The sequence below is a fragment of the Plantactinospora siamensis genome (assembly GCF_042434095.1).
Lineage (GTDB): Bacteria > Actinomycetota > Actinomycetes > Mycobacteriales > Micromonosporaceae > KBS50.
The window spans coordinates 328,492-354,210 of record NZ_JBHLUE010000026.1 but is presented as its reverse complement, the minus strand read 5'-3'; the positions used below and the strand labels follow the sequence as shown (position 1 = coordinate 354,210).

Here is a 25,719-nt window from a genome sequence, read left to right as displayed (position 1 = left end):
GGGGGACTCCCGATGATCCGTAAGCTACTGGCCGTCCTGGCCGCCGTCCCGCTGCTGCTGGGCGGTGCGGCGAGCGCGGCCCAGCGCGGGCCCGCGCCGCGGGACTGCGCCGGGCTCGCCGGCGCGCGCGTGCCGCAGGGCACGGTCGGCTCGGCCGCCGTCGTGGACGGCTACTGCGAGGTGCACGGCGTGCTGGCGCCGGCCACCAGGTTCACCGTCAAGCTCCCGGTCTCCGGCTGGACCGGGCAGTATGTCCAGCAGGGCTGCAGCGGCCTGTGCGGCGCCACGCCGGACCTCACGTACCCGCTGTTCGGGTTCCGCTGCCCGGCCGCGCAGGCCCGGACGCTGGTGGTGGCGGGCGACGACACCGGGCACACCGGTGACCCGGAGGGCGCGCAGCCGGCCACCTGGGGGGCGGATCCGCGGGCGCGTGTCGAGTTCGGGCTGACCTCCGAGCACCGGCTGCGGCTCGCCTCCGACGCGCTGACGACCGCGTACTACGGGCACGGCCCGGCGTTCCGGTACTTCGATGGCTGCTCGACCGGCGGCCGGCAGGGGCTCAACCTGGCCCAACGGTTCCCGGCCGACTTCGACGGGATTCTCGCCGGCGCTCCGGCCAGCAACGAGGCGCCGCTGGCGCTGCTCGAGGCGTGGGTGGCCACCCGCAACACCGACGCGCACGGCCGGCAGATTCTCGGCCCGGAGAAGATCCCGGCCCTGCACGAGGCCGTCGTCGACGCATGCGGCGAGGTCATCGAGGACCCGCGGCGGTGCGGCTTCCAGCCCTCGTCGCTGCGCTGCCCGCCCGGGGTGGACCGGCCCACGTGCCTGACCCCGCAGCAGGTGGCCGCGGTGGTGTCGTTCTACCGGGGACCGCACGGCCTCTACAACGGCGGGATGCCGTACGGGTCCGAGCTGGGTTGGATCGACTTGTTCGTGGTCCGCTCCGGATCGCCGCTGGACGGCAACGCCGGGAGGATCGCGCTCAACTACCTGAGGTACCTGGGCTACCCGACGGTGCTGCCGGACCGGTTCCGGCTCACCGACGTACGGTTCGACCGGGCCACCTTCGAGCGGCTCAACCTGCTGGGCGACGCCCTGTACAACGCGAACAACCCGGACCTGTCGGCGTTCCGGGCGCACGGCGGCAAGCTGATCATGTATCACGGCTGGGCCGACCCGTTCATCCCGCCGTTCTCCACACTGGACTACTACCGCGCGGTGCAGCGGCGGGGCGGCGCCGACGCGTACACCCGGCTCTATCTGATCCCGGCGGGCTACCACTGCCTGTTCGGGCCGGAGCCGGGCGCCACGCCCTCGGAGATCGGGGTGCCGGAGTTGCTCCAGCCGCTGATGGACTGGGTGGAGCGCGGCACCGCCCCGGGAGTGATCAATGTGCCGACGGTCAACGGCGACCTCACCGAGGTGATCCGGGACCTGGACGTGGCGCCGTTCGACGCGCTCGCCCCGGTCGACGCCGCGCCGGGCAGCCTGAACGCCAACTACCACTACCTCGGGCGTTACTAGCGCAACCGAGCGACCCGGGCGGTCCCACCCGCCCGGGTCGGTCGGCCGCGCACAGCCGGGTCCGGGGATGCCGAGGGGTGCCGGCCAGCACGACGACGAGGACGCCGGGCCCGGGTCAGCCGAGCTCGGCGATCAGGCGACGGAGCGTGTGGAAGGCCGGCTTCGGCGAGTAGTCGCTGCGCAGCACGCCGAACCGGTGGAACAGGTCGTCCTTCGAGCTGTCCGCGTCGCGGAGGGTGAACAGCTGCCAGTGCGTCACGTTCAGCTCCCCGCGCAGCCGGTGCGCCGTACGGATGATGGTTTCCAGGACGGCAGCCTGCTGCTCCTCCGACCGGTCCGGACCGGTCGGCCACCCGTTCTCGCAGATCCGGATGGGCACCGTGGCCGGTATGCCGGCGGCTGCCAGGTCCCGCTCCCGGAAGTCGCGCAGCAACCGTTCCACGACGGCCGGCAGCGCGTCGATGGCCACCCGCGGCCCGAACACATCCGGGTAGATGTCGATGCCGGCATAGTCCAGCGCCGCCGCGAACGACGGCCCGCCGTGCTGCCGTACCGCCGTCCAGAACCCGCCGGCCGGGTCCCGCTCCGGCACCACCGCGAAGCCGATCGCGGCCGTCGCGCCCGTCGCGCGCTTGGCCTCGGCGGCCGCCCGCACGCCCCGGATCATCGCCTCGCGCGCGCCCGGAAAGGCGCCGTCGGCGGCGGCGCCGACCCCGGTCAGGTTCGGCTCGCCGGTGACCTGCACGGCGGCCAAGCTCCGTCCATGCCGCTCGACGACCTGGCCCACGAACGCCGCCCAGCCCGCCACGTCGCCGCCGGGATCGCGGTAGCAGAGCACCAGATCCCACGGCAGCCCACCGGCGGTGAGCGTCGCGATCTGCCCGAGCACCGCGGCGGTGGAGTCGGCGCCGGACCAGAGCACGTACATCCGCGGCAGCAGGGCTTTCCCGTCGCCCTGCAGCTCCTGTACGGCCCGCCCGATCGCCGCGAAGTCGTCCGGCGGCCCCGCGGCGACCCCGTCCGGTCCACCGGCGACGCCGAGCGGGAAGACTCCGAAGACGAGCGGTTCGGTCACGGCGCCCACCGTAGGCTCCGCGCGCAACGCGGGGATTGCCGGCGGCGGCGTTCGGCCGGCCGGGCGATGTGCCGTCCCCTCGTGCCGTGGCAGGCTCGACCGCACGGCACTCGCGCTCGACACCGCGGTCATGCCGGCCCCGGATCCGGCCGGGGTCGCCCGCGCCGCCGATCACGACCGCCGGCGCCGCCGGCAGACCCTCCCGCGACCCGAGGAGTTCCCGTGTCAGAAACGCCGCACCTCGCCGCCCCGGTCGACCAGCAGATCGAGGCGGCGAACGCCTCCGGCAAGCGGCCCGTGGTCTTCATCCACGGGCTGTGGCTGCTGCCCAGCAGCTGGGACCGGTGGGCCCAGGTGTTCGCCGAGAACGGGTATGCCCCGGTCTCCCCCGGCTGGCCCGACGACCCGGAGACCGTCGAGGAGGCCAACGCGCATCCCGAGGTCTTCGCCGGCAAGAGCGTCGGTGATGTGGCGGACCATTACGCCCAGGTCATCGGCCGGCTCGATCGCAAGCCCGCGGTGATCGGCCACTCGTTCGGCGGCCTGCTCACCATGATCGTCGCCGGTCGCGGCCTGGCGGCCGCCTCGGTGGCGATCGACTCGGCGCCCTTCCGCGGGGTGCTGCCGCTGCCGTTCTCGGCCCTCCGGGCCTCGGCGCCGGTCCTCGGCAACCCGTTGAACCGGCACCGGGCCATTCCGCTGACCTTCGACCAGTTCCGGTACGCCTTCGCCAGCGCCGTCGGCGAGGAGGAGGCGCGGCAGCTCTACGCGGAATTCGCCGTGCCGGCCCCCGGCGAGCCGCTCTTCCAGGCGGCGGCGGCCAACCTCAACCCCTGGACCGAGGCCAAGGCCAACTTCACCAACCCGGACCGTGGGCCGCTGCTGGTGATCGAGGGCGTCGGTGACAACACCTCGCCGCCGGCGATCAACCGGGCCATCTTCAAGCGTCAGTCGGAGAATCCGGGCGTCACGGAGATCGCCTCGATCGCGAACCGCGGCCACTCCCTCACCATCGACAGCGGCTGGCGCGAGGTCTGCGACGCCGCCCTCGCGTTCATCCGGAGGTTTGCCTGACCCGACCGGCCAGCGCTGGCCGCGACCCCGGTCGCGGCGGACCGGGGGCTGGCGGACCGCGCTCGGTCGACCGCGGCTGGGCGGACCGCGCCATGCGGTCCTGGCCGCCGATCCGACTGGTGAGAAATGGTGCGGTCCTGGCGACGGCACGGCCTACGCTGTCCGCCATGCTCAGCAGCAGGTCCGTCGCGCTCGCGCTCGCCGTCGCCGTGGTCGCCGCCGCCGCCGGCTGCGCACCTCAGGACGATCCGACCACCTCCGCCGCGCCGAGCGGCACCGCGAACGCCTGCACCAAGCAGTCGCTGTCGACGCGAACGGCCGGCAAGCTCACCATCGCCACCGACCAGCCGGCCTACGAGCCGTGGTTCCGGCAGGACAAGCCCGAGAACGGCGAGGGTTTCGAGTCCGCCGTCGCGTACGCGGTCGCGCGGCAGCTCGGGTACGCCCCCGAGGACGTCACCTGGGCCCGGGTCAAGTTCGACACCGCCATCGCGCCCGGTCCGAAGACCTTCGACTTTGACGTCAACCAGTTCTCCATCACCGACGAGCGCAAGAAGGCCGTCGACTTCTCCGCGCCGTATTATCTCGTGCGCCAGACGGTCATCGCACTGAAGTCGTCGAAGATCGCCGGCAAGAAGAACCTGGCCGACCTGCGCGGCGCCACCCTCGGCGCCCAGGTGGGGACCACCAGCTACCAGGCGATCACCGACGTGATCAAGCCGGGCCCCAAGCCGCGGGTCTTCAACAGCAACGACGACGCCAAGAAGGCGCTGCAGAACGGCCAGCTCGACGGCCTCGTGGTGGACCTGCCCACCGCCTTCTATATCACCAACGCCGAGCTGAAGGACGCCACGATCGTCGGCCAGGTCCCCCAGGTCGGCGTGCCCGAGGCGTTCGGGCTGCTGCTGGACAAGGGCTCGCCGCTCACCGGTTGCGTCAGCTCCGCCGTCGGCCAGCTGACCGAGGCCGGCACGCTCAAGCAGCTCGAGCAGAAGTGGCTGGCCCAGGTCGCCGGGGCGCCCGAGCTGACGTGACGCTGCTGGACCACGTTCCGTCGGCGGCGCAGCAGCGGCGGGTCGCGCACCGGCGGCGGCAGACCGTTCGCAGCGTGCTGGTCGCCGCCGCCTCCACCGCCACGCTGGGCACCCTGCTGGTCGTCGCCGTCACCGGGGCGCCCGGCTGGGAACGGGTCCGGGCGTCGTTCCTCGATCCCGCCGTCGCCCGCGACGCCCTACCGGCGGTCCTCACCGGACTGTGGCTGAACGTCCGGCTGCTGGTCTGCTGCGCCGCGGGGGCCCTGCTGCTCGGGCTGGCCGTGGCGCTGCTGCGGACCCTCCGCGGCCCGGTGTTCTTTCCGGCCCGGGCGCTCGCGACCGGCTACACGTACGCGTTCCGCGGCGTGCCGCTGATCATCGTGATCTACGCGCTCACCCTGGGCGTGCCCGGCCTGCGGCTGCGCGGCACGCCGTCGGTGCTGGTGCTCGGCGGCGCCGCGCTGGTGCTCACCTACGGCGGCTATCTGGCGGAGGTGTTCCGGGCCGGCATCGAGTCGGTCCACCCGAGCCAGCGGGCCGCCGCCCGGTCGCTCGGGCTGACCTACCGACAGACCATGCGGCACGTGGTGCTGCCCCAGGCGGTGCGGCGGGTCGCGCCGCCGCTGCTGAACGACGTGGTGGCGCTGCAGAAGGATGTCGGGCTGGTCTCGCTGGCCGGGCCGATCGACGCCGTACGGGCGGCGCAGATCGAGGTCGCGCACACCTTCAACTACACCCCGTACATCCTGGCCGGCGCGCTGTTCGTGCTGCTGGCCGCGCCGCTGATCGCGGTGACCGACTGGGTGACGCTGCGCGCGGCCCGCCGCCAGTCAGGAGCCTGAGGTGCCCGATCCGGTGCCGGTGCTGGCCTGCCGCGGGCTGCGCAAGGAGTTCGGCGGCCAGGTGGTGCTCGACGGGCTCGACCTGACCGTCGCCGAACATCAGGTGGTGGCGCTGATCGGCGCGTCCGGCTCGGGCAAGTCCACGCTGCTGCGCTGCGTCAACCTGCTGGAGGAACTGGACGACGGGGTGATCGAGCTGGACGGCACGGACGTCTCCGCGCCCGGGGTGGACCCGGACCTGGTCCGCCGCCGGATCGGGATCGTCTTCCAGTCGTACAACCTCTTCCCGCACCTCAGCGTGCTGGACAACATCACCCTCGCGCCCCGCCGGGTGCACCGGCGGCCCCGCGCCGAGGCGGAGGTCCAGGCCCGGGAACTGCTGGACCGGGTCGGGCTGGCGGCGCGGGCGGACGCCTACCCCGACCGGCTCTCGGGCGGCCAGCAGCAGCGGGTGGCGATCGTCCGGGCGCTGGCCAACTCGCCCCGGCTCATGCTGCTGGACGAGGTGACGTCCGCCCTCGACCCGGAACTGGTGGGCGAGGTGCTCACGATGATCCGCGAGCTGAAGGCCGACGGAATGACCATGGTGCTGGCCACCCACGAGATGGGCTTCGCCCGGGAGGTTGCCGACCAGGTCTGCTTCCTCGACGGCGGCCGGGTGGTGGAGGCCGGACCGCCTGCGCGGGTGTTCGGCGAGCCGACCGAAGCCCGCACCCGGCAGTTCCTGCGGCGGATCATCGACGCCGGCCGGCTCTGACCTTTCCACCCAGCCGCGGGAGGAACGAGCCGTTGCGGAAGCTGTTGGGCGACATCCCCGGCGGGCGGCCGTGGCGCCCGGCCCGGGATCCGCGGCCGGCCAGAGGAGGCAGCCCCGCTACCCGGCTGCCGGCCCGTTTCGGCGGCGCCACCACACCAGGGCGCCCGCGGCCAGAACCACCAGGACGGCCAGCGCGATCCACCAGCCGGCGTGGGAACCACCGGAGCCGGAGCCTTCCGCGGCGGCGGTCGGGGCACCTGATGCCGTGCTGTTCGGCGGCGTGGGCTCCTGCTGCGTCGGTGTCGCGGCGACGCTCGGGCTGGCGGTGGCCACCGTGGCGGCGGGCTTGAGCGTGAGGGTGGGCGCCGGGTTGTCGGGTTCCGGCTGCCCCGCCTGCGGGACCTCGATCCACCGGGAGACCGTGCCGTCGCCGTAGGTCTCCAGCGTCTTGAACGACAGTGTTTTCGCGTCGGTCGGCAGTTGCGCCACCCTGACCGAGAACTCGGCGTCCTGCCCGGTCTTCAGCGGCCGGCCGGCCACGGTGAACCCGTCGGAGCCGGCGGTGAAGATCCAGCCCCCGGGCGCCTTGACCAGACGTACGTCGGCCGGCTTGATCCCGGCCGGCAGCACCACGCGCTCGGCCTTGATGCCCGCGCTGGTGGACTCGGCCTCGCCATGGAAGGTCAGGGTGACGTCGCGGGCCCCGGCCTGGGCGTTGTCGGCTTCCACCTCGACATGCGCGGCGGCGGGGCCGCCGAGCAGAACGGCGGCCAGCAGCCCGACCGACCCGGCCACCACCGCGCGAGCCCGCAACGTCGTTGGCATGAGACCTCCTGCACGAATTCGGACGGTACGACCGGTGGCCCGTTCCCGGCCACCCGTGAGAAGTCGTCATTCGGGGCGCCGAAGTTCCCGCCCAGCCGACGAGGAACACGCCGAGCAGTCGGTTCAACGGTTCCCGCGAGGGTCGTCGCCGGTGCCGGCCGCCTCGTCGCCGCCCGGGCGCGCCGGTGCGTCCGCGAGGCCCCGGTCGAGGTGGTCGGCGTGGAAGAGCGCCTGCGCGAGGAGCCGGCCGACGTGCTCGTCGGCGGTGGAGTAGTACACGAAGGTGCCCTCGCGGCGTCCCTTCACCAGGCCGGCGAGCCGCAGCTTCGCCAGGTGCTGACTGACCGCCGTGGGGGTGGCGCCGGCGAGTTCGGCGAGGCAGGCGACGGACGATTCGCCCTGCAGCAGTGCCCACAGGACCTTGATCCTGGTCGGGTCGGCCAGCATCCGGAACGACTCGGCCGCCAGGTGCACCTGCTCCTCGTTCGGCATCTCGAAGTCCGGTAGCGAGGTGTGCATGCCCCGCAGCATAGCGCTGCTCGGCTGCTTGCGTATCTGCGTGAATGCGCATGTACGCTGGCGGCGTGACGACGAGCCTTGACGATCCGGTACGCACCGCCCGACCCGCGTCGCGCGGCCCGCGCCGGACCAGCGTCTGGTCGCTGCCGGAGGTGCGGTGGGCCGCCGTCGCCACCGGACTGTTCGCCCTCGGCCTGCTGACCCAACTCGTCGGTGGCCCCGGCTGGTTGCTGTGGGGGCTCTACCTGGCCTGCTACGCGGCCGGCGGCTGGGAACCGGGCTGGGCCGGCCTGCAGGCGCTGCGCGCCCGGCGCCTGGACGTCGACCTGCTCATGGTGGTGGCGGCCATCGGCGCCGCGTCGATCGGGCAGGTCCTGGACGGCGCCCTGCTCATCGTCATCTTCGCCACGTCGGGCGCGCTGGAGGCGGTCGCCACCAAACGCACGGAGGACTCGGTCAGCGGCCTGCTGCGGCTGGCGCCGGAGACCGCCACCCGGCTGACCGACCACGGCGAGGAGACCGTCGAGCCCGCGGACCTGCGAGTGGATGACGTCGTGCTGGTCCGCCCCGGCGAGCGGATCGGCGCCGACGGCACGGTCATCGACGGCGAGAGCGAGGTCGACCAGGCCACCATCACCGGCGAACCGCTGCCGGCGCCGACGGCGCCCGGTCACGAGGTCTTCGCCGGCACCGTCAACGGCACCGGCGCGCTGCGGGTCCGGGTCACCCGGCCGGCCGGTGACACCGTGCTGGCCCGGATCGTCGCGATGGTCGCCGAGGCCAGCGCCACCAAGGCCCGGGTCCAACTGTTCATCGAGAAGATCGAACAGCGGTACTCCATCGGCATGGTGGCCGCCACGATCGCGCTGTTCGCCATCCCGCTGGCCCTCGGCGCCGCGGTGACCCCCACGCTGCTGCGGGCGATGACCTTCATGATCGTCGCCTCGCCGTGCGCGGTGGTGCTGGCCACCATGCCGCCGCTGCTGTCCGCCATCGCCAACGCCGGCCGGCACGGTGTCCTGGTCAAGTCGGCCGTCGTGCTTGAGCACCTCGGCACCGCCACCCGGGTCGCCTTCGACAAGACCGGCACCCTCACCACCGGTACACCGCAGCTGGCCGACCTGCGCCCGCTGCCCGACGCCGCACTCAGCGAGCGCGAACTGCTGGCCCTGGCCGCCGCCGCGGAGAACCCGTCCGAGCACCCCCTGGCCCGGGCCGTGGTCACCGCGGCCCGCCGGGCCGGCATCCCGATCCGGGCCGCGGAGGGGTTCGCCTCCGCCCCCGGACGCGGCGTCACCGCCCGGGTCGACGGGCGAACCGTCGAGGTCGGCCGGCCCGCCGAGGGCACCCTGGACGGTGGGCTCCGCGGCGCCGTCCAGGAGCTCGAGGCGGCCGGACGTACCGCCGTGCTGGTCCGGGTCGACGGCGAGCCCGCCGCCGTGCTCGGCCTGGCCGACCGGCCGCGGCCGGACGCGGCCCGCGCGGTGGCCCGGCTCGCCGCCCTCACCGGGTCGGCGCCGCACCTGCTGACCGGCGACAATCCGCACGCGGCCCGGCGGCTCGCCGACGACGTCGGCATCGCCGAGGTGCACGCCGGCCTGCTGCCGTCGGACAAGGTCGATCGGGTACGCGAGCTACAGTCCCGCGGCGAGCGGGTGGCGCTGGTCGGCGACGGGGTCAACGACGCCCCGGCACTGGCCACCGCGCACGTCGGGATCGCCATGGGCCGCTCGGGTTCCGACCTGGCCCTGGACACCGCCGACGCGGTCGTCACCCGGGATGAGCTCGCCACCCTGCCCGCGGTTCTCGGCCTCGCCCGGCGGGCCCGCCGCCTGGTCATCGGAAATCTCGCCATCGCCGGCTCGTTCATCGCCATGCTGGTCGTCTGGGACCTGATCGGCACCCTGCCGCTGCCGCTGGGCGTGGCCGGCCATGAGGGCTCGACCGTCATCGTCGGACTGAACGGCCTACGCCTGCTCCGCCGCGCCGCCTGGCACCGAGCGGCGGCCGGCCGTGCTGGCGAGGTCGCCGCCGCACCGGATGTCGCGGCCCCGGGGACCGCGGTGAGGTGAGGTGGCCGGTACCGTGCGGAAGTTCCGGTGGTCCGCGGCGAGGGGCGGTGCGACATGGACGAGCGCGAACCGGCGGTGGGCGGGCTGACCCGGCCGACGCTGACCGGTCACCGGATGGCCAGCCAGGCGAGGCTGGCGAGGCCGGCGGCGGAACAGTAGATGGCGAACGGAGTCAGGGTGCGGGTCTCGAAGTAGCGGGTCAGGAAGCGGACGGCCAGATAGGCGGCGACGCCGGAGGCGAGGCTCCCGGCCAGCACCTGACCGCCGATGCCGGCGCCCAGCGGCCCGAACAGGTCCGGCAGCTTCAACAGCCCGGCGGCGAGGATGACCGGGGTGGCCAGCAGGAACGAGAAGCGGGCGGCGTCCTCGTGGGACAGCCCGTTGCGCAGCCCGGCCGCCATCGTCACCCCGGATCGGCTGATCCCGGGCAGCAGGGCGAGGATCTGCGCCGCGCCGATCAGGACCGCCCGGCCCATGCTCTGGGTCGCGATGCGACGGTCGGAGGCGACCGGGTCGGTGTGCGGCCCGGCGCCGCCGGGTCCGTCCGGCAACGAACCGCCCCGGTCCGCCGCCGGTCCGGCAACGGCCGCCCCCGCCGGTCCGGTGCGGGCGGGCTGTCCCGCCGACGCGGTACGGACGGACTGCGTCCCCGGCTCGGCGGCGGCCCGGCGGCGCAGCCGTTCGGCGGCGTAGAGCAGCACGCCGTTGAGGGTCAAGAAGATCGCGGCCGGGACCGGCCGGCCGAGCACGGTCCGGAAGGTGTGTTCCAGCAGCAGGCCGGCGATGCCGACCGGGATGGTCGCCAAAATGATCATCCAGGCGAGGCGCTCGTCGGGAGTGGCGATCCGCCGGTGCCGCAGCGACGTGCCGAAGCCGGTGAGGATGCGTACCCAGTCGCGCCAGAAGAACAGCAGCAGGGCCAGCGCGGTGGCCACGTGCAGGCCGACGATGAAGGCCAGATAGGGCGACTCGGGCGCGGAGACGTCGAGATCGCGCGCCCAGCGGCCGCCCAGCAGCGCCGGCAGCAGGACGCTGTGCCCGAGGCTGGAGACGGGGAACAGCTCGGTGATCCCCTGCAGGGCGCCGATGGTGACGGCCTCGACGTAGGTGATGTGGCTCATCTGGTGGTCTGCTCCTCAGGCGCGCGGTTGCGGCGGGCACGAAGTACCTCGACCCCGATCGGGATCAACGAGAGCAGGACGATCACCGCTACGACCGGCAGGAGGTACTTGTCGATGTTCGTGGCGCCGATCGTGTCGCGCAGCTTGCGGGCGGGGAGATAGCCGGCGAGCAGGATGGCCTCGGTCCAGGCCACTCCCCCGATCACGTTCCACAGCAGGAAGCGGCGGGCGGACATGTGCAGCATGCCGGCCACCGGGTTGAGGAACGTCCGCACGATCGGCACGAACCGGGCCAGCACGGTGGCCTTGCCCGGCCCGTACCGGGTGAAGTAGTGCTCGGCGCGCTCGACGTACTCGGCCCGGAACAGCCGGGAGTTCGGTCGGTTGAACAGCCGCCGCCCGTAGCGGGCGCCCAGCAGGTGCCCGAGCTGCGCGCCGGCGATCGCGGCCACCGGGGCGCCGATCATCAGGACCGGCAGCGAGAGCTGAACGCCGACGAGTTCGGCGGCCACCGGGGAGGCGGCGATGCCGGCGAGGAACAGCAGCGAGTCGCCGGGCAGGAAGAAGCCGATCAGCAGTCCGGTCTCGGCGAAGAGGATCACCAGCACACCGAGCAGCCCGAAGGTCTGCAACAGGGAACGGGCATCGAGGGGATTCAGGCTGAGGACGGCGTGGGACAGGGGCACGGCGGGGACTCCTACACGGTTGATGAGGGCCGGGACGGGCGGGCAGCGGGGCCGGGGCGGGCCGGAGAATGGGCCGGGCCGGGGCGGGCCGCGGGGCCGGGGCGGGCGACCACCCGGGTACGTGGTTGGCGGCCGGCACCGTGCCGTTCGGCCGGCGCCGCGGCGCCGGCCGGCCGCCGGAGTTGAGCGGCGTCGAAGATCGCGTCGGTCTGCCGCTGGACCCCGGCCGCGGCCAGCAGCGCGGCCAGCGACAGCGCCGCGAGGGCCGCGACCAGCAGCGGACGCGGGCGGGGCGCCGGGGCCAGCAGCGCCGCCACCCTGGCCGGGACGGCGCCCGAACCGGCGCCCACCGCGCCGACGGGTCCGGCGGACCGGGTCAGCAGGGCCGCCCGGGCGACCGTACGGGCGACCAGCCGCCGGTCCCCGACCTGCCGGGCCGCCTCCTCGTCCGCCCACCGCTCGACGCTCTGCGCCACGGCCGGGGCGAGCGGCGACAGCAGCGGGTTCGCGGCCACGCAGAGGTCGACCGCGAGCAGCCACCAGGTGTGCCCCCGGCGCAGGTGCGCCGTCTCGTGAGCGATGATCACCTGGCGTTCCGGCTGCGACAGGCGGCGCCACAGTCCGGTGCTGACCACGATCCGTCCGTCCGGTGGCGGCGTGCTGAATGCCACCGGACGTTCGACGTCCAGCACGAGCAGCCGGTCGGCCTCCGCCGGACCGGCGGCGTTCTCGGCCCGCACCGCCCGGACGGCTCGAAGCCGCCGAAGCGCCACGGCGGCGACGCGTCCGGTTCGCCACACCACCCAGGCCGCGCAGGCCAGCGCGCCGACCAGCGGGACGGGGGTGCCGGCCCGGAGCGCCGCGGCCGACCACGGCCCGATATCGATCACCGTGGGCAGCCGCGCGAGCCACAGGAATGCGATCATGCCGGGCACCAGGAGGCTGCAGGTCGCCACGCTGGCCGCGGCGGACACCAGCAGCGCGGTCGCGTTGCCCGGGGGCAGCCGGCGGCCGAGGCGCGGCGCGCCGAACGCCACCGCGCACCAGGCCAGCAGGCCGCATCCGACGGTCACGATCATGGACTGTCCTCGCCGCCGCCGGCATGGCGGAGCAGCTGGGTCAGCAGCTGTTCGTCGTCGGCGGACAGGGTGTCGACGAACTGCCGGAGCACCGCCGCCCGGTTCGGTCCCGCCGTCAGCAGGCGGTGCATCCGGTGCGCGGCCACCTGGGCGTCGCCGTCCAACCGCCGGTAGAGATAGGCGCGCCCGTCCCGGTGCCGGGTCAGCAGGCCCTTGCCGAACAGCCGGGCCAGCACGGTCATCACGGTGGTGTAGGCAAGGTCGTCGCCCAGTCGGGCACGCACCTCGGCCGGGCTCAACGCGCCGTCCGCCGCCGTCAAAACCGCCATCACCTGCCGCTCCAGGGCGCCCCGAGGACGGCGCGAGTCGTCCATTCCGCCTCCATCCGACCCTTTCTACTACCCCGACAGTAGTAGCACTAACATCGGAGCCTGGCGGCGGGCGGCCGGCGGCGTCCGGGCGCCGTCCGCCGACCCGGACAAGCAGCGGGCGCCACGATCGGAGTGAGATGGAGTTCCTCGCCTACCACCGGGACCGGCCTGGCTCGGCCGCCCTGCGCGACGAGCTGGTCGAGGCGCACTGGTCGTACATGGATCGCTATTCCGACCGGATGATTGCCCGTGGCCCCACCCTCACCGACGACGGCGAAACGGCCACCGGCAGCGTGCACATCGTCGATCTTCCCGACGCCGCGGCCGCGCGGGCGTTCGCCTTCGACGAGCCCAACTACCAGGCCGGGGTGTACCGCGACGTGCTGTTGCGGCGGTGGCGGAACCTGCTCGCACGGACCATGTGGCAGTTTCCCGGCGGCCGGACGGGCGGCAACCGCTACCTCGTGCTGGGCCTCGGCGCCGGGCCGGCAGCTGACCTCGAGCCGCCCGCGGACCGGGCCGGGCTCATCGCGTACGGGCCGCTGCTGGCCGACGACGGCCACACCTGGTTGGGTACGGCCGTCCTGATCCAGGCGCCGGACGCGGACGCGGCGCGGGGGGTCCTCACGCCGCACCGGTACGCGGACATCGAGGTGCATCCCTGGCAGTTCGGCGGCCGGCCGTCGGCGGAGGACCAGCAGTAGGCATGATCCACCTGGCGACTGTGGGCATTGCGCGAGAGTGGCTCGGATCACGCTCATGCCGAGCAGCGCGCCCGTCCCGTCGCGTCGGCTCCGGTCCTTAAGATCGGGTGCCCGGGACGGGCCGGCGGCAGGGCAGGGGTGTCGAGGTGCGGATTGCGAGCGTGAACGCCTGGGGTGGCGCGCTGTGCGACGAGCTTGTCGCCTGGCTGCCCGGCAGCGAGGCGCAGATCGTCTGCCTGCAGGAGGTGACGCGGACCCCGGGGCTGACCGGATGGACACGCTTCGACGACGGCGAGCGAACGCTGCCGCAACGCGCCGATCTGTTGGCCGACGTCCGGGTCGCGCTGCCGCGCCACCAGGCGTTCTTCGTGACCAGCGACTCCGGCCCGGTGTACGACGGCGCCGGCGACCGCCATCGGCAGGACTTCGGGTTGGCGACCCTGGTCGGCGAGCACCTGACCGTCTGCGGTGTCGAATCCGCGTTCGTGCACGGGCGGTTCGTCGACCACGATGAGTGGACGATCGCGGACCGACCTCGCATCGCCCTGGCCGTGCGCACCGTTGACCAGGCCACCGGCCGGTCGGTGTGGGTGGTGCAGGTGCACGGGCTGCGCGATCCGGCGGGCAAGGGCGACACCCCGGCACGGCGCCGGCAGGCCGAGCGGCTTGCGGAGCTCGTACGCCGCATCCGCGGCCCCCACGACCTGGTGGTGGTCTGCGGGGACCTCAACCTGCTGCCCGACAGCGAGACGTTCGGCGTGCTGGCCGAGGTCGGTCTCACCGACCTGGTCGGCACGGCCGACACCCGGTCCTCCCAATACCGTAAGCCGGTACGCCACGCGAGCTACCTGCTGGTCTCCGACGTGGCGGCCGTCAAGCGGTTCGAGATCCTCGCCGAGCCGGAGGTCTCGGACCACCGGGCGCTGGTTCTCGACATCTAGCGCAGACCACGGCGGGTCGGGCGCCGCCGAGCCGCCCGGACACAAGATCGCCCAGGACGGCCTTCCAAGATCCTCGGCCCCTGGACCGGACGCCCGCCACGGCCACCGGACCGACAGGCAGCGGCCGGAAGCGTCGGCGCCTCGCCGATCACCGGCGCTGGGCGACGACCGTCCCGACGAGCAGCGCCGCGAGCAGCGCGAGCGCCGCCTCGGCGGGCACCAGGCTGCCCACCGGCAGCGCCGCCAACGGCGCCACCACCGCGACGAGTTGGCCGGCCGGCGCCGTGCCGGTGGACAGCCGGACGAACAGCAGGCGGCCGGTCAGGAACAGCACGGCCCCGGCATACAGGCTGGTCGCGGTCGGCCAGCCCAGCCAGTATCCGGAGAGGCCGTCGGCGGCCGCGCGCTCCAGGGCCCGCTCGACGCCCAGGGCGAGGGAGATGATTCCGACGATCATCGGCAGGTGGGCCAGGCTGTAGGCGTCGCTCGCGATCCGGTCCCGGCGCTCGCCCGTGGCACGCAGCAGCGCCGCCCGCGCCGCGGGCGCGGCCGACTCGAAGTACAGCCACCACAGGCAGACCGTCACGGCCAGCGCGGTCAGCGCCGTGACCAGCACCGCCGGCCGCGCCACGCCGGCGCCGGCGCCGACGCCCGCGGCGATCAGCGACTCCCCCAGCGTGATGATCACGACGAGCCCGTGCCGCTCCGCGAAGTGCCCGGGGCTGTGCAGCGGCCAGCCGCCCCGGCTCGAGGAGACGAACCGCTGCCCACCCACCTCGATCACGAACGCCGCCGCCCACAACCCGGTCTGCGCCGCGCCGCCCAACAGGGCGCCCAACAGCAGCGGCAGCCAGCTGAGCGCGCTGGCGAGGCCGAAGCGTCCGATCCGGGCCCGCAGGTCCGGGTCGCCGCTCACCGACCAGACGTACAGCAGCAGGTGCACCACCCGCACGACGATGTAGGTCAGTGCCAGGATCAGCGGACCGTCGACGCCCGGCGCGGAGTGCCAGGCGTCCGGCATGACGAGCGCGGCGACGAAGAGCGCCGCCATCTCCACCAGGGCGCCCACCCGCACCCAGCCGATGTCCGTGCGGGTGCGGTTGCCCAGCCACGCGTACCCGGACCAGGAGAACCAGAGCAGCATCAGCAACAGCAGCCCCTGGCCCATCCGCACCGGGGAGGGCGCGTGGCCCAGGAACGCGATGATCCTGGTCAGCGCGAACACGAAGACCAGGTCGAAGAAGATCTCGAACGGCGTGGCGGGGTGCTCCCCGGTCACCGGCCTCGGCCCGCCCCGCCGGCTGCGTCGCACCCCGTTCCTCCACCACCGCCCGCGCCGCCGTCGGCGTACCCGCCACTTAGACCGGGTGACGGTCAGCCTAGCCAGCACCAGCGCCGTCGCGGCGGCGTTCTGGACATCCTTGCCACGTCGCGCCGGGGACGGGCGGCGACGACGCGCCGGGGCGGGCGTCCCGGCGGTACGCCGGATCGCGCGCGGGCCCGCGTCAGCGACGGGCGGGCGCCAGGCGGAGCAGCAGCACGACCGCCATCACCACGATGCCGAAGACGCCGACCGCGCGGAAGCCGGCGGTGAAGGCGGCCTGCACCTGGTGCAGCAGGGTCGGATCGGCCGCCGAGCCGGCCTGGCGGAAGCCGTCCACCCAGGAGCCCCGGGCGTGTCCGGCGCTGGACGCCAACCGGGCGCGGTAGACGACGGTGCCGATGCTGCCCAGCACGACGAGCCCGGTCGCGATGCCGATCTCGTTGGCGGTCTGCGCCAGCGAGGCCGCGGAGCCGGCACGTTCCGGCGGCGAATGCGTGATGACGTCGTTCATCAGGAACGGGAACGCCGCGCCGATGCCGGCCGTGGCCAGCACCGCGCCGCAGATGACAACGGCAATCCCCGAACGGCCCGGCGGGATCAGGGCGTACGCGACGAAGCCGGCGGCCATCACGGTCAGGCTGCCCAGGATGACGCGGGACGGGCTGATCCGGCGGCCGAGCCACGGGCCGAGGTTCGCCGCCACGATCATCGCGAGCATCGACGGCAGCAGGCACACGGCAGCCCGCAGCGGCGACAGCCCCTGCGCGGACTGCAGGTAGAAGGCGGTGAAGAGGGAGGTGCCCCCCATCACCAGCGCGGTCAGGAACAGCACCCCCATGACCCGACCGACGCCCGGCCGACGCAGCAGGGACAGGTCCACCAGCGGGTCGGTGCGGGTGTGCTGACGCCGTACGAAGAGCACGCCGAGGCCGATCCCGACAGCGGCGGTCACGGCCGGCCGCCACGACCACCCGCCGTTCACCAGCATCTTGAGCGCGGCCACGACCAGCAGGATCGAGGCGAGGCACAGCGCGGCGCCGCGCAGGTCGAGGCGCCCGGTGGCCGGCGCCCGGAACTCGGGCAGCAGCCGCGGCCCGGCGACCAGGGTCACCAGCATCACCGGCACGCCGAGCAGGAACACCGATCCCCACCACCAGTATTCGATCATCACGCCGCCGACCAGCGGCGCGATCGCCATCCCGGTCAGGAAGCAGGTCATGTAGGCGCCCATCGCGGACACGCTGCGCCGGGGGTCGGGGAACAGCCGGCCGATCAGCGCCATCGAGGCCGGCATGATCGCCGCGCCGGCCACGCCCATGACGGCCCGGGTCAGGATGATCATCCAGGGCGCGACCGAGAACGCCGCCACGGCGGATGCGACCGCGAACACGGCCGCGCAGATGATGATCAATCGCCGGCGGCCGATCCGGTCACCGATCGCGCCCATCGTGATCATCGTGCCGCCGACCATGAAGCCGTAGATGTCGTTCATCCACAGCAGTTCCGTCGGCGACGGGTGCAGGTCGGCGGCCATTCTGGGCAGCGCCACGGCGAGCACGCTGATGTCGATGGCGATCAGCAGCGACGGCAGGGACAGCAGCGCCAGCGCGAGGCGCGGATCGCGGGTCCGGCTCGGGGCCGGCCCCGTCGCCGTGGTGGCGGTGGTCATGCTCTTCTCCGTCGTGGTCGGTCTGCGGTTCAGGACGTCGGCATCCGGCGCGGTCATCGCGCGGCGGGCTGGTAGTGCGAGACCACGACCCCGTCATCGAGCGTGACCGAGTCGACCAGCCGCAGGTGGTGGCGCCGTTCCGGGGCGCCGAACAGCCGCCGGCCGCCGCCGAGCACCACCGGGTGCACGGCGATGTGGTATTCGTCGACGAGCCCCAGTTCGGTCAACGCGGCGGCCAGGGCAGCGCCGCCGGTGAGCAGCAGGTTGCCGTCCGATCGAGACTTGAGCGCCGGCACCTCCTCGGCGAGGTTGCCGCTGATGACCCGGCTGGTCCAGTCGTCACCGGCGTAATCGCGCGAGAAGACGATCTTCGGGGTGGCCCGCCAGAACGGCGCGAAGGCGGCCACGTGCGGGTCGTCCGTCATCGACTCGGCCGTCGGCCAGAAGCCGACCATCATCTGCCAGACCGGCCGTCCGAACAGCAGCGTGTCGACGTTCTTGTCCAGGCCCTCCGAGTACGCGGACAGCTGCGGCCCCATCGCCGGCCAGTCGAACTCCCCGTTGGGCCCGTCGATGAACCCGTCGGCCGACGCGTGCACCCAGTAGACGATCTTTCCCATGAGTTGTCTCCTCCTTCGGAACGCTCACCTACACGTCGGCGCCGCCCGTCGGTTCTTGACACTCCGGCCGGAAAAACTTCGTCGAGAATCCTCGGGCCGGCGATGGGACCGGGCGCGGCCCGGCGAACAGCCCGCCGGGCCGCGCCGATGACTGCCGGGCTGGGTCGCGCCGACGGCCACCAGGCCGGGTCTACGGCGGGCGGGTCGCGCGCGACGGCCGCCGGGCCGGCCCGATGGCACGGGGTCGCGCGGCCCTGCCGCCGGGCCGGGCCGTGGCCGCGGGGCCGCGCGCGGACGGCCGCCGGGCCGGCCCGATGGCACGAGGTTGCGCGGCCCGGCCGCCGGACCAGGCCGATGGCCGCGCGGGGCCGCGCGTGGATGGCCGCCGGGCCGCTGCGGGCCGGTCAGTCGCTCAACGGGTACGGCACGAAGGTGCTGCGGTTCTCGTCCAGGTCGAGCCGGCCGCTGATCGGCGGCGCGGCCCGCTGCGGGCAGGTCATCCGCTCGCAGGTCCGGCAGCCCGGGCCGATGGGGGTGGCCGCCTCCCCCGCGTGCAGGTCCACCCCGGCGGAGTAGACCAGCCGGTCGGCGTGCCGGATCTCGCAGCCGAGCCCGATGGCGTACACCTTGCCGGGCTGGTTGTAGCCGCCGTGGTGCCGGGTGATGGTGCGGGCGATCCACAGGTAGCGCTGCCCGTCCGGCATGGCGGCCACCTGGACGACCACCCGGCCGGGCGAGCTGAACGCCTCGTACACGTTCCACAGCGGGCAGGTGCCGCCGGTGTGCGAGAACGGGAAGCCGGTGGCGGACTGCCGCTTGGACATGTTGCCGGCCCGGTCGACCCGGACGAACGAGAACGGCACCCCGCGCGCCCGGGGGCGTTGCAGGGTGCTGAGCCGGTGGCACACCGTCTCCCAGCCCATCGCGAAGTGCTGGGTGAGCAGGTCGATGTCGTACCGGAAGCGTTCGGCGGCGGCCAGGAACCGCCCGTACGGCAGGATCAGCGCGGCGGCGAAGTAGTTGGCCAGGCCCACCCGGGTGAGGATCTGGGTCTGCGTGTCGTCGAACCGCTCCTGCTCGACGATCTCGTCGATCACGTCGGCGTACTCCAGCAGCGCCACCTGCGCCGCCATCCGCATGGCCTCCTGCCCGGGCCGCAGCGACGTCGAGAGGTGCAGGGTGCGGTCCTGCGGGCGGTAGCGGTGCAGCTCGGCCCCGAGCGCGCCGGCGTCGTCGCGGTGCACCCGGACGCCGTGCCGGTCGGCCAGCCGGTCCTGCAGCACCGCCCGGACCTCGCCCCGGCTCAGCCCGATGCTCGCGGCGAGCCCCTCCGCGGCCTCGTCCAGGTCCGGTACGTAGTTCTGCCGGCGGTAGAAGAACTGGGTGACCCGGTCGTGCGGGCTGCGGCCGACCGTCTCCCGATCCCCCAGCAGCTCGGCGAGCTGCTCGTCGGCCTGCCGGTAGCGCCGGTGCAGGTCGATGACGGCCTCCGCGACCTCGGGCAGCCGGGCGGCGAGCTCGGTGAGCTCGGCCACGCCCAGCCGGCCGGGAAGCGCCTCGCGCAGCCCGGCCACCAGCCTCGGGGTGTCCCGCGGGGCGAAGACGGTGGGGTCTACGGCGAACACCTCGGTGATGCGCATCAGCACCGGGACGGTGAGCGGCCGGGAGTCGTGCTCGATCTGGTTCAGGTAGCTGGGCGAGATGTTGAGCAGCCGGGCCAGGTGCGCCTGGCTGAGCGCCCGGTCCTCGCGCATCCGGCGCAGCCGGGCGCCAGCAAAGGTCTTGGCCATCGCCGCCACCTCCCCGCTCGCCGTGGGCGTCCGGGGACGCCATTCGCAGGCTGCAAATATAACCCTTAACAACTTCGCAAATTAGCGCGGGAAATTCTCAGAACTTCGCTCATTCCGTCCCTCGACCCGCCCTGGGCAGCCATGTGACCGTTGGCAACACGCCGCCCGGCACCGCATTCGCGGCGCGCGGCGGCCCACCCGCAAGGCCGGCCTCAACGAACATTCGAGGGGACCACATCATGCAGAACGCTGTTGAGCAGTTGCGCGCCGAATGGCAGACCAACCCCCGCTGGCAGGGGGTACGGCGCAGCTACGGGCCCGAGGACGTGGTCCGGCTGCGCGGCGCGATCCAGGAGGAACACACCCTCGCCCGGCACGGCGCCGAGCGGCTCTGGCAGCTGCTGCACAGCGAGGACTACATCCACGCCCTCGGCGCGCTCACCGGCAACCAGGCCGTGCAGATGGTCCGGGCCGGCCTCAAGGCGATCTACCTCTCCGGGTGGCAGGTGGCCGCGGACGCCAACCTTGCCGGGCACACCTACCCGGACCAGAGCCTCTACCCGGCCAACTCGGTGCCCGCGGTGGTCCGCCGGATCAACAACGCCCTGCTGCGCGCCGCCCAGATCACCACGGCCGAGGGCGACACCGACGGAACCCGCTGGCTCGCGCCGATCGTCGCCGACGCGGAGGCCGGGTTCGGCGGCCCGCTCAACGCGTACGAGCTGATGAGCGCGATGATCGCGGCCGGCGCGGCCGGCGTGCACTGGGAGGACCAGCTCGCGTCCGAGAAGAAGTGCGGCCACCTCGGCGGCAAGGTCCTGATCCCGACCGGCCACCACATCCGTACCCTGGAGGCGGCCCGGCTGGCCAGCGACGTGGCCGGCGTGCCCACGGTGGTGGTGGCCCGCACCGACGCGCAGGCCGCCACGCTGCTCACCACCGACGTGGACGAGCGCGACCGGCCATTTGTCACCGGCGAGCGCACCGCCGAGGGCTTCTACCGAGTGCGTAACGGCGTCGAGCCGTGCATCGCCCGGGGGCTGGCCTACGCGCCGCACGCCGACCTGTTGTGGATGGAGACCTCCAAGCCCGACCTGGAGGTCGCCCGCCGGTTCGCGGAGGCGATCAAGGACAGGTACCCGGACCAGATGCTGGCCTACAACTGCTCGCCGTCGTTCAACTGGCGCAAGCACCTCGACGAGGCCACCATCACCAAGTTCCAGCGGGAGCTGGGCCACATGGGCTACAAGTTCCAGTTCATCACGCTGGCCGGCTTCCACGCCCTCAACTACTCGATGTTCGACCTGGCCCGCGGGTACGCCGCCGACGGCATGCCCGCGTACGTGCAGCTGCAGGAGCGGGAGTTCGCGGCCGAGGCCGATGGCTACACCGCGGTCAAGCACCAGCGCGAGGTCGGCACCGGCTACTTCGACCTGATCAGCACCGTGCTCAACCCGGCCGCCGAGACCACGGCGCTACGCGGCTCCACCGAGGAGGAGCAGTTCGCATGAGGTATGAGATCATCGGCCCGCTGGCCGACCGCTTCGACGAGGTGCTCACCGCCGAGGCGCTGGAGTTCCTGGTCGCGCTGGACAGCGAGTTCGCCGCCCGCCGGGTCGCGCTGCTCGACACCCGGCGCGCCCGCCGGGACCGGTACGCCACCGGCCAGCTGCCCGACTTCCTGCCCGAGACCGCCGCCATCCGCGCCGACCCGAGCTGGCGGGTCGCCCCGCCGGCGCCGGGCCTGATGGACCGGCGGGTCGAGATCACCGGGCCCACCGACCGCAAGATGACGGTCAACGCCCTCAACTCCGGGGCCCGGGTCTGGCTGGCCGACTTCGAGGACGCCACCTCCCCCACCTGGCACAACGTCATCTCCGGGCAGCTCAACCTGATCGACGCGCTGGACCGGCGGATCGACTTCACCGACGCGCGCGGCAAGCGCTACGCGCTGGGCGAGGAGTTGGCCACCATCGTGGTGCGGCCGCGCGGTTGGCACCTGGTGGAAAAGGGCATCGTGGTGGACGGGCGGCCGATCTCGGCCAGCCTGGTCGACTTCGGCCTCTACCTGTTCCACTGCGCGCGCCGGCAGCTGGACGCCGGCGCCGGGCCCTACTTCTACCTGCCCAAGCTGGAGGGCCACCGCGAGGCGCGGCTGTGGAACGAGATCTTCGTCTTCGCCCAGCGGTACCTGGGCCTGCCGCAGGGCACCATCCGGGCCACCACGCTGATCGAGACCATCACCGCCGCCTTCGAGATGGAGGAGATCCTGTACGAGCTGCGCGAGCACTCGGCGGGCCTGAACGCCGGGCGGTGGGACTACATCTTCAGCATCATCAAGAACTTCGGCCAGTGGCCGGACTTCGTCCTGCCGGACCGGTCCGAGGTCACCATGACCGTGCCGTTCATGCGGGCGTACACCGAACTGCTGGTGGCCACCTGCCACCGGCGCGGCGCGCACGCGATCGGCGGGATGGCCGCGTTCATCCCGAGCCGGGACCCCGAGGTCAACGAGATGGCCCTGGGCCGGGTCCGCGAGGACAAGCGGCGGGAGGCCGGTGACGGGTTCGACGGCTCCTGGGTGGCCCACCCGGGGCTGGTGGCCACCTGCCGGCAGGAGTTCGACGCGGTGCTGGGCGACCGGCCCAACCAGCTCGACCGGCGCCGCGACGACGTGGCCGTCACCGCCACCGACCTGCTCGCCGTGGACAAGACCCCCGGCCAGGTCACCGCCGCGGGACTGCGGTCCAACATCGCGGTGGCGCTGCGCTACATCGACGCCTGGCTCGGCGGCACCGGCGCGGTGGCGCTGTGGAACCTCATGGAGGACGCCGCCACCGCGGAGATCGCCCGGTGCCAGGTCTGGCAGTGGCTGCGCCACGAGACGCCGGTGGCCGGCGGCGGCTGCGTCACCGAGGGACTGGTCCGGCTGATCCTCGCCGAGGAACTGGCCAAGCTGCTCGACGAGGGCGGCGACCCGGAACGGGCCGCGCGGGCGGCGCGGATCGTCGAGGACACGGCGTTGGGCGAGGACCTGCCCGCCTTCTTCACCACCGCCGCGTACGCCCGGCACCTCGGGCCCGACCGCGCGGCCGCCCCGGTGGGCTGACCCACCGAGCCCGCCGGCGGGGCCGGGAAGGTCCATCGGGCCTCCCCGGCCCCGCCTGCGGGCCTCAGGACTGGACGAAGCCCAGCTCGTTGCCATCGGGGTCGCGGATGGTGAATTTGCGGGTGCCGTAGGGCGTGTCGAAGAGCGGTTCCACCACGCTGGCGTCCGGACCGATGCGCGCCCACCACGCATCGACGTCATCCACCTCGAAGTTGAACCGCGCGCCCGCCGCGGGCACGGGCTCGTACCGCCCCAGAGCGAACTGCGCCGGCCCGAGCGTGAAGTGGACGTACGTCGGCGCGTCGGGAGGCCAGTGGCCCTCCGCCGGCACACCGAGCAGTCGCTCGTACCAGTCGATCGCCTGCCTGAGATTGCGGACGTTGACCCTGACGTGCGTGAGGCGGGGAGTGTCCATCGACCAACGGTAGAAGCTGATCCCGCGGGCCGCCGGTCGAGCGGCGCCGGCCACGGCGGTCACCACACCGCCAACCGGGCGCGGCCGGGCGCGGACCGGACCAGCGGCGCGGTTACCCGCGACCGAGCCAGGTGGCGACGCACGCCTCGTTGCCCTCGGCGTCGGCCAGGGTCCACCACTTTGGCGCGTGGGCATCGGAGACCAGCCGGCCGCCCGCGGCCAGCGCGGCGGCGATCCGCGCCTCGGCCTGGTCGTGCGGCACGGCCACATCCAGATGCAGGCGGTTGCGCTGCGGACGCGCCGCCGTCATGTGCTGCAGCCCGAAACCCGGACCGCGGCGTCGTGGGTCGAACAGGTAGTCGTCGCCGATCTGGCGGTAACCCAGCACGGCCCGCCAGAACGGCAGCACGTCCGCGCCCACGAGCGCGTCGAGCGTGAGGTTGATGACCTGTACGGCGGTCGGGTCGGCGGGGATGCCCAGCGTCCGGGCGGCGGCCGAGATCCGCCGGGCCAGCGCCACATCGCGCCGGCTCAGGCTGACGGTCACGCCCGCGCGGCGCAGGTCGACGGCCAGGTGTTCCTGCTCGGCCTCGTCGACGAGCCGGTCGATCGCGCCGACGAGCGCGGCGCCCTCGCTCAGCGAGGCGGTCCGGAAGTGGGCCGACACCAGGTGGTAGAGCGAGCGCCAGTCCTCGACGCCCTCGGCCGCGTGGAACTGCCCGGCCGTGATCTGCGCAGTCATGACGGCGAGGTTATTCGGCCCCGTCCCCTGCCGGCGGGCCCGGGCGCGCCGGTCGGCCCTCGTCGAGGGCCCGCATGGTGTGGGTAAAGCCCACCCGCTCGTGTCCGACCACCTCGACGACGGCCGACAACGCGACCAGGGCGATGGCGCCGACCAGGATCGCCAGGCTTGCGGGACGGGCCGGATCGACCGGCTCGGTGGAGTGCAGCAGCAGCGGAAGCCCGACCGCCGCGACGAGCGGAACGAGGTTGAGGACCAGCAGCGGCACGTGCGTCAGATCGTAGGAACGCATGAGCACGGTCCAGGTCGCGAAGATCGTGAGGACCAGGACCGCGACCGGGATGGCGAGCGCGAGCACCACCTCCAGCGCGGAGAGTTCCTTCTCCTCCACCGCGGTCGTGGCGACCCGGAGTCCGGCGCCCACCGCGGCGATGGCGCCGAAGATCGGCAGATGGGCGTACCGCCACCCGAAGGTCCGTTCCGGCCACCGTTCGAGGATGGGCCGGGACGGGATGAGGAAGTAGGCCCACCACATCGCCCCGGCGAGCACCAGCCCGGACGCGGCGATCGCGATCGCGGCGATGGTCCACCCCTGGGCCCTGATCAGCGCCCCCACCGCGCTGGTCGTGGCCGCCACCACCTCGCCGATGGTGATCAGCGTGAGCAGGCTGAACCGTTCGGCGATGTGTCCGGCGTTCCAGGGCGGCGCGCCCAGGTTCCGTTCCAGCACCACCGGGGCGGCCATCTCGGCCACCGCCAGCAGGACGAGGACGCCTACCGTCACGGCCACCGGCAGCGGCAGGATCGCGGACAACAGCCACCCGGTCTGCGCCACCGCGATCGCGACCGCGTACGCGACCGCGATCCGGCGATGAGCCCGGTCCTGCCGGGCGGCGCGCAACCACAGCCCGATCAGCGGTACGCGCATGATGATGTAGCCGACGACCATCAGGAGGTTGTTGGGGCTGTGCCCGTGCGCGGCGGCGTCGAAGCTGACCGGGAGCCCGAAGGTCAGAACGATGACGCCGATCATCTGGACCAGCGTGGCGATCCGGAACAGCGCGTCGTCGTTGTCGTACGACGAGGCGAACCAGGTGAAGTTCATCCACGCCCAGGTCACCGAGAAGATCGCGAACGCGTACGCGCCGAGGGCGGGCCCGACATGGCCCTCGCTGATCTGGTGCGCGAGCTGGTCGGCGGCCGCGCCGAAGGCGATGACGTAGGTGAGGTCGTACAGCAGCTCGATCGGGGTGGTCGATCGGCCCCGCTCCCGCGGGTCGCGGCCGGTCATCGGCCGCAACCGGTGGTGCAGCTGGTGCTTCAGGCTGGCGGGCAGGTCGGCCTGTTTCTCAGCCATCCGACCTCCACGGGACGGTGAACGACCGGCTGATCATACGGCAGGGGACGTGCGCTGACCGGGTGT

At 73.3% G+C, this 25,719-nt stretch carries 24 protein-coding genes; 10 read left to right on the top strand and 14 right to left on the bottom strand.

Annotation, left to right across the window (positions count from 1 at the left end; translation table 11 throughout):
• Positions 1 to 12: 12 nt before the first annotated feature.
• Positions 13 to 1,527: a tannase/feruloyl esterase family alpha/beta hydrolase gene (locus ACFFHU_RS26945; RefSeq protein WP_377343102.1), complete on the top strand. Its 1,515-nt coding sequence runs from the start codon at positions 13 to 15 to the stop codon at positions 1,525 to 1,527.
• Positions 1,528 to 1,642: 115 nt separating this feature from the next.
• Here ACFFHU_RS26945 and ACFFHU_RS26940 read toward each other — a convergent pair whose 3' ends face one another.
• Complete coding sequence (locus tag ACFFHU_RS26940; protein WP_377343101.1) at positions 1,643 to 2,602, bottom strand: glycoside hydrolase 5 family protein; 960 nt, start codon at positions 2,600 to 2,602, stop codon at positions 1,643 to 1,645.
• 222 nt (positions 2,603 to 2,824) lie between these two features.
• Between ACFFHU_RS26940 and ACFFHU_RS26935 the strand changes: the two genes are divergently transcribed.
• From ACFFHU_RS26935 to ACFFHU_RS26920, 4 genes are all read left to right on the top strand, one after another.
• Positions 2,825 to 3,676, top strand: coding sequence for an alpha/beta hydrolase (locus ACFFHU_RS26935; RefSeq protein ID WP_377343100.1), 852 nt, complete (start codon positions 2,825 to 2,827; stop codon positions 3,674 to 3,676).
• A gap of 167 nt (positions 3,677 to 3,843) precedes the next feature.
• Entirely contained in the window at positions 3,844 to 4,710 is an 867-nt protein-coding gene (locus ACFFHU_RS26930) for an ABC transporter substrate-binding protein (protein ID WP_377343099.1), read from the top strand.
• Positions 4,707 to 5,552 carry an amino acid ABC transporter permease gene (locus ACFFHU_RS26925; protein WP_377343098.1) on the top strand — a complete coding sequence of 282 codons (846 nt, stop codon included), beginning with the start codon at positions 4,707 to 4,709 and terminating at the stop codon, positions 5,550 to 5,552. Before ACFFHU_RS26930 ends, ACFFHU_RS26925 begins: the two co-directional genes overlap by 4 nt.
• A gap of 13 nt (positions 5,553 to 5,565) precedes the next feature.
• The gene (locus ACFFHU_RS26920) at positions 5,566 to 6,309 is read left to right on the top strand and encodes an amino acid ABC transporter ATP-binding protein (RefSeq protein ID WP_377343498.1); all 744 of its coding nucleotides are present in this window, start codon (positions 5,566 to 5,568) and stop codon (positions 6,307 to 6,309) included.
• A 117-nt stretch (positions 6,310 to 6,426) separates the two neighbouring features.
• Here the strand turns inward: ACFFHU_RS26920 and ACFFHU_RS26915 are convergent, their stop codons facing one another.
• Entirely contained in the window at positions 6,427 to 7,134 is a 708-nt protein-coding gene (locus tag ACFFHU_RS26915; RefSeq protein ID WP_377343097.1) for a DUF1775 domain-containing protein, read from the bottom strand.
• A 123-nt stretch (positions 7,135 to 7,257) separates the two neighbouring features.
• A complete protein-coding gene (locus tag ACFFHU_RS26910) occupies positions 7,258 to 7,653 on the bottom strand; it encodes an ArsR/SmtB family transcription factor (protein ID WP_377343096.1) in 396 nt (131 codons plus the stop codon).
• Between the two features lie 65 nt (positions 7,654 to 7,718).
• On the opposite strand from ACFFHU_RS26910, the gene ACFFHU_RS26905 reads away from it, so the two are divergent.
• Positions 7,719 to 9,725 (top strand): heavy metal translocating P-type ATPase, encoded by a 2,007-nt coding sequence (locus ACFFHU_RS26905; protein ID WP_377343095.1) that lies wholly within the window; start codon positions 7,719 to 7,721, stop codon positions 9,723 to 9,725.
• 107 nt (positions 9,726 to 9,832) lie between these two features.
• On the opposite strand, the gene ACFFHU_RS26900 is transcribed toward ACFFHU_RS26905, so the two are convergent.
• From ACFFHU_RS26900 to ACFFHU_RS26885, 4 genes are read right to left on the bottom strand one after another with little or no spacing between them, the layout of a single operon-like run.
• Positions 9,833 to 10,846, bottom strand: a complete 1,014-nt coding sequence (locus ACFFHU_RS26900) for an undecaprenyl-diphosphate phosphatase (RefSeq protein ID WP_377343094.1) — start codon at positions 10,844 to 10,846, stop codon at positions 9,833 to 9,835.
• Positions 10,843 to 11,532 (bottom strand): DedA family protein, encoded by a 690-nt coding sequence (locus ACFFHU_RS26895; RefSeq protein WP_377343093.1) that lies wholly within the window; start codon positions 11,530 to 11,532, stop codon positions 10,843 to 10,845. Before ACFFHU_RS26895 ends, ACFFHU_RS26900 begins: the two co-directional genes overlap by 4 nt.
• Before the next feature lie 11 nt (positions 11,533 to 11,543).
• Positions 11,544 to 12,611, bottom strand: a complete 1,068-nt coding sequence (locus ACFFHU_RS26890) for a M56 family metallopeptidase (RefSeq protein ID WP_377343092.1) — start codon at positions 12,609 to 12,611, stop codon at positions 11,544 to 11,546.
• Complete coding sequence (locus tag ACFFHU_RS26885; RefSeq protein WP_377343091.1) at positions 12,608 to 12,985, bottom strand: BlaI/MecI/CopY family transcriptional regulator; 378 nt, start codon at positions 12,983 to 12,985, stop codon at positions 12,608 to 12,610. Before ACFFHU_RS26885 ends, ACFFHU_RS26890 begins: the two co-directional genes overlap by 4 nt.
• A gap of 134 nt (positions 12,986 to 13,119) precedes the next feature.
• Between ACFFHU_RS26885 and ACFFHU_RS26880 the strand changes: the two genes are divergently transcribed.
• Positions 13,120 to 13,686 (top strand): YciI family protein, encoded by a 567-nt coding sequence (locus ACFFHU_RS26880; protein WP_377343090.1) that lies wholly within the window; start codon positions 13,120 to 13,122, stop codon positions 13,684 to 13,686.
• Between the two features lie 146 nt (positions 13,687 to 13,832).
• Positions 13,833 to 14,627, top strand: a complete 795-nt coding sequence (locus ACFFHU_RS26875; RefSeq protein ID WP_377343089.1) for an endonuclease/exonuclease/phosphatase family protein — start codon at positions 13,833 to 13,835, stop codon at positions 14,625 to 14,627.
• A 148-nt stretch (positions 14,628 to 14,775) separates the two neighbouring features.
• Here ACFFHU_RS26875 and ACFFHU_RS26870 read toward each other — a convergent pair whose 3' ends face one another.
• From ACFFHU_RS26870 to ACFFHU_RS26855, 4 genes are all read right to left on the bottom strand, one after another.
• On the bottom strand, positions 14,776 to 15,939 hold the full coding sequence (locus ACFFHU_RS26870) for a low temperature requirement protein A (RefSeq protein WP_377343088.1): 1,164 nt from the start codon (positions 15,937 to 15,939) through the stop codon (positions 14,776 to 14,778).
• 193 nt (positions 15,940 to 16,132) lie between these two features.
• Complete coding sequence (locus ACFFHU_RS26865) at positions 16,133 to 17,620, bottom strand: MFS transporter (RefSeq protein WP_377343086.1); 1,488 nt, start codon at positions 17,618 to 17,620, stop codon at positions 16,133 to 16,135.
• Positions 17,621 to 17,673: 53 nt separating this feature from the next.
• On the bottom strand, positions 17,674 to 18,240 hold the full coding sequence (locus ACFFHU_RS26860; RefSeq protein WP_377343085.1) for a dihydrofolate reductase family protein: 567 nt from the start codon (positions 18,238 to 18,240) through the stop codon (positions 17,674 to 17,676).
• A 404-nt stretch (positions 18,241 to 18,644) separates the two neighbouring features.
• Positions 18,645 to 20,030 (bottom strand): short-chain fatty acyl-CoA regulator family protein, encoded by a 1,386-nt coding sequence (locus tag ACFFHU_RS26855; RefSeq protein WP_377343084.1) that lies wholly within the window; start codon positions 20,028 to 20,030, stop codon positions 18,645 to 18,647.
• Between the two features lie 239 nt (positions 20,031 to 20,269).
• On the opposite strand from ACFFHU_RS26855, the gene aceA reads away from it, so the two are divergent.
• Together aceA and aceB are read left to right on the top strand one after the other, a co-directional pair.
• Positions 20,270 to 21,541 (top strand): isocitrate lyase, encoded by a 1,272-nt coding sequence (gene aceA, locus ACFFHU_RS26850; RefSeq protein ID WP_377343083.1) that lies wholly within the window; start codon positions 20,270 to 20,272, stop codon positions 21,539 to 21,541.
• Positions 21,538 to 23,139, top strand: coding sequence for a malate synthase A (aceB, locus tag ACFFHU_RS26845; protein ID WP_377343082.1), 1,602 nt, complete (start codon positions 21,538 to 21,540; stop codon positions 23,137 to 23,139). The genes aceA and aceB overlap by 4 nt, the downstream gene beginning before the upstream one ends.
• A gap of 64 nt (positions 23,140 to 23,203) precedes the next feature.
• Here the strand turns inward: aceB and ACFFHU_RS26840 are convergent, their stop codons facing one another.
• The 3 genes from ACFFHU_RS26840 to ACFFHU_RS26830 all read right to left on the bottom strand — a co-directional run bounded on the left by ACFFHU_RS26840 (position 23,204) and on the right by ACFFHU_RS26830 (position 25,653).
• Complete coding sequence (locus ACFFHU_RS26840; RefSeq protein WP_377343080.1) at positions 23,204 to 23,554, bottom strand: VOC family protein; 351 nt, start codon at positions 23,552 to 23,554, stop codon at positions 23,204 to 23,206.
• Between the two features lie 112 nt (positions 23,555 to 23,666).
• Positions 23,667 to 24,296, bottom strand: coding sequence for a 4a-hydroxytetrahydrobiopterin dehydratase family protein (locus tag ACFFHU_RS26835; RefSeq protein ID WP_377343079.1), 630 nt, complete (start codon positions 24,294 to 24,296; stop codon positions 23,667 to 23,669).
• A gap of 10 nt (positions 24,297 to 24,306) precedes the next feature.
• On the bottom strand, positions 24,307 to 25,653 hold the full coding sequence (locus ACFFHU_RS26830; RefSeq protein WP_377343077.1) for a low temperature requirement protein A: 1,347 nt from the start codon (positions 25,651 to 25,653) through the stop codon (positions 24,307 to 24,309).
• Positions 25,654 to 25,719 lie beyond the last annotated feature (66 nt).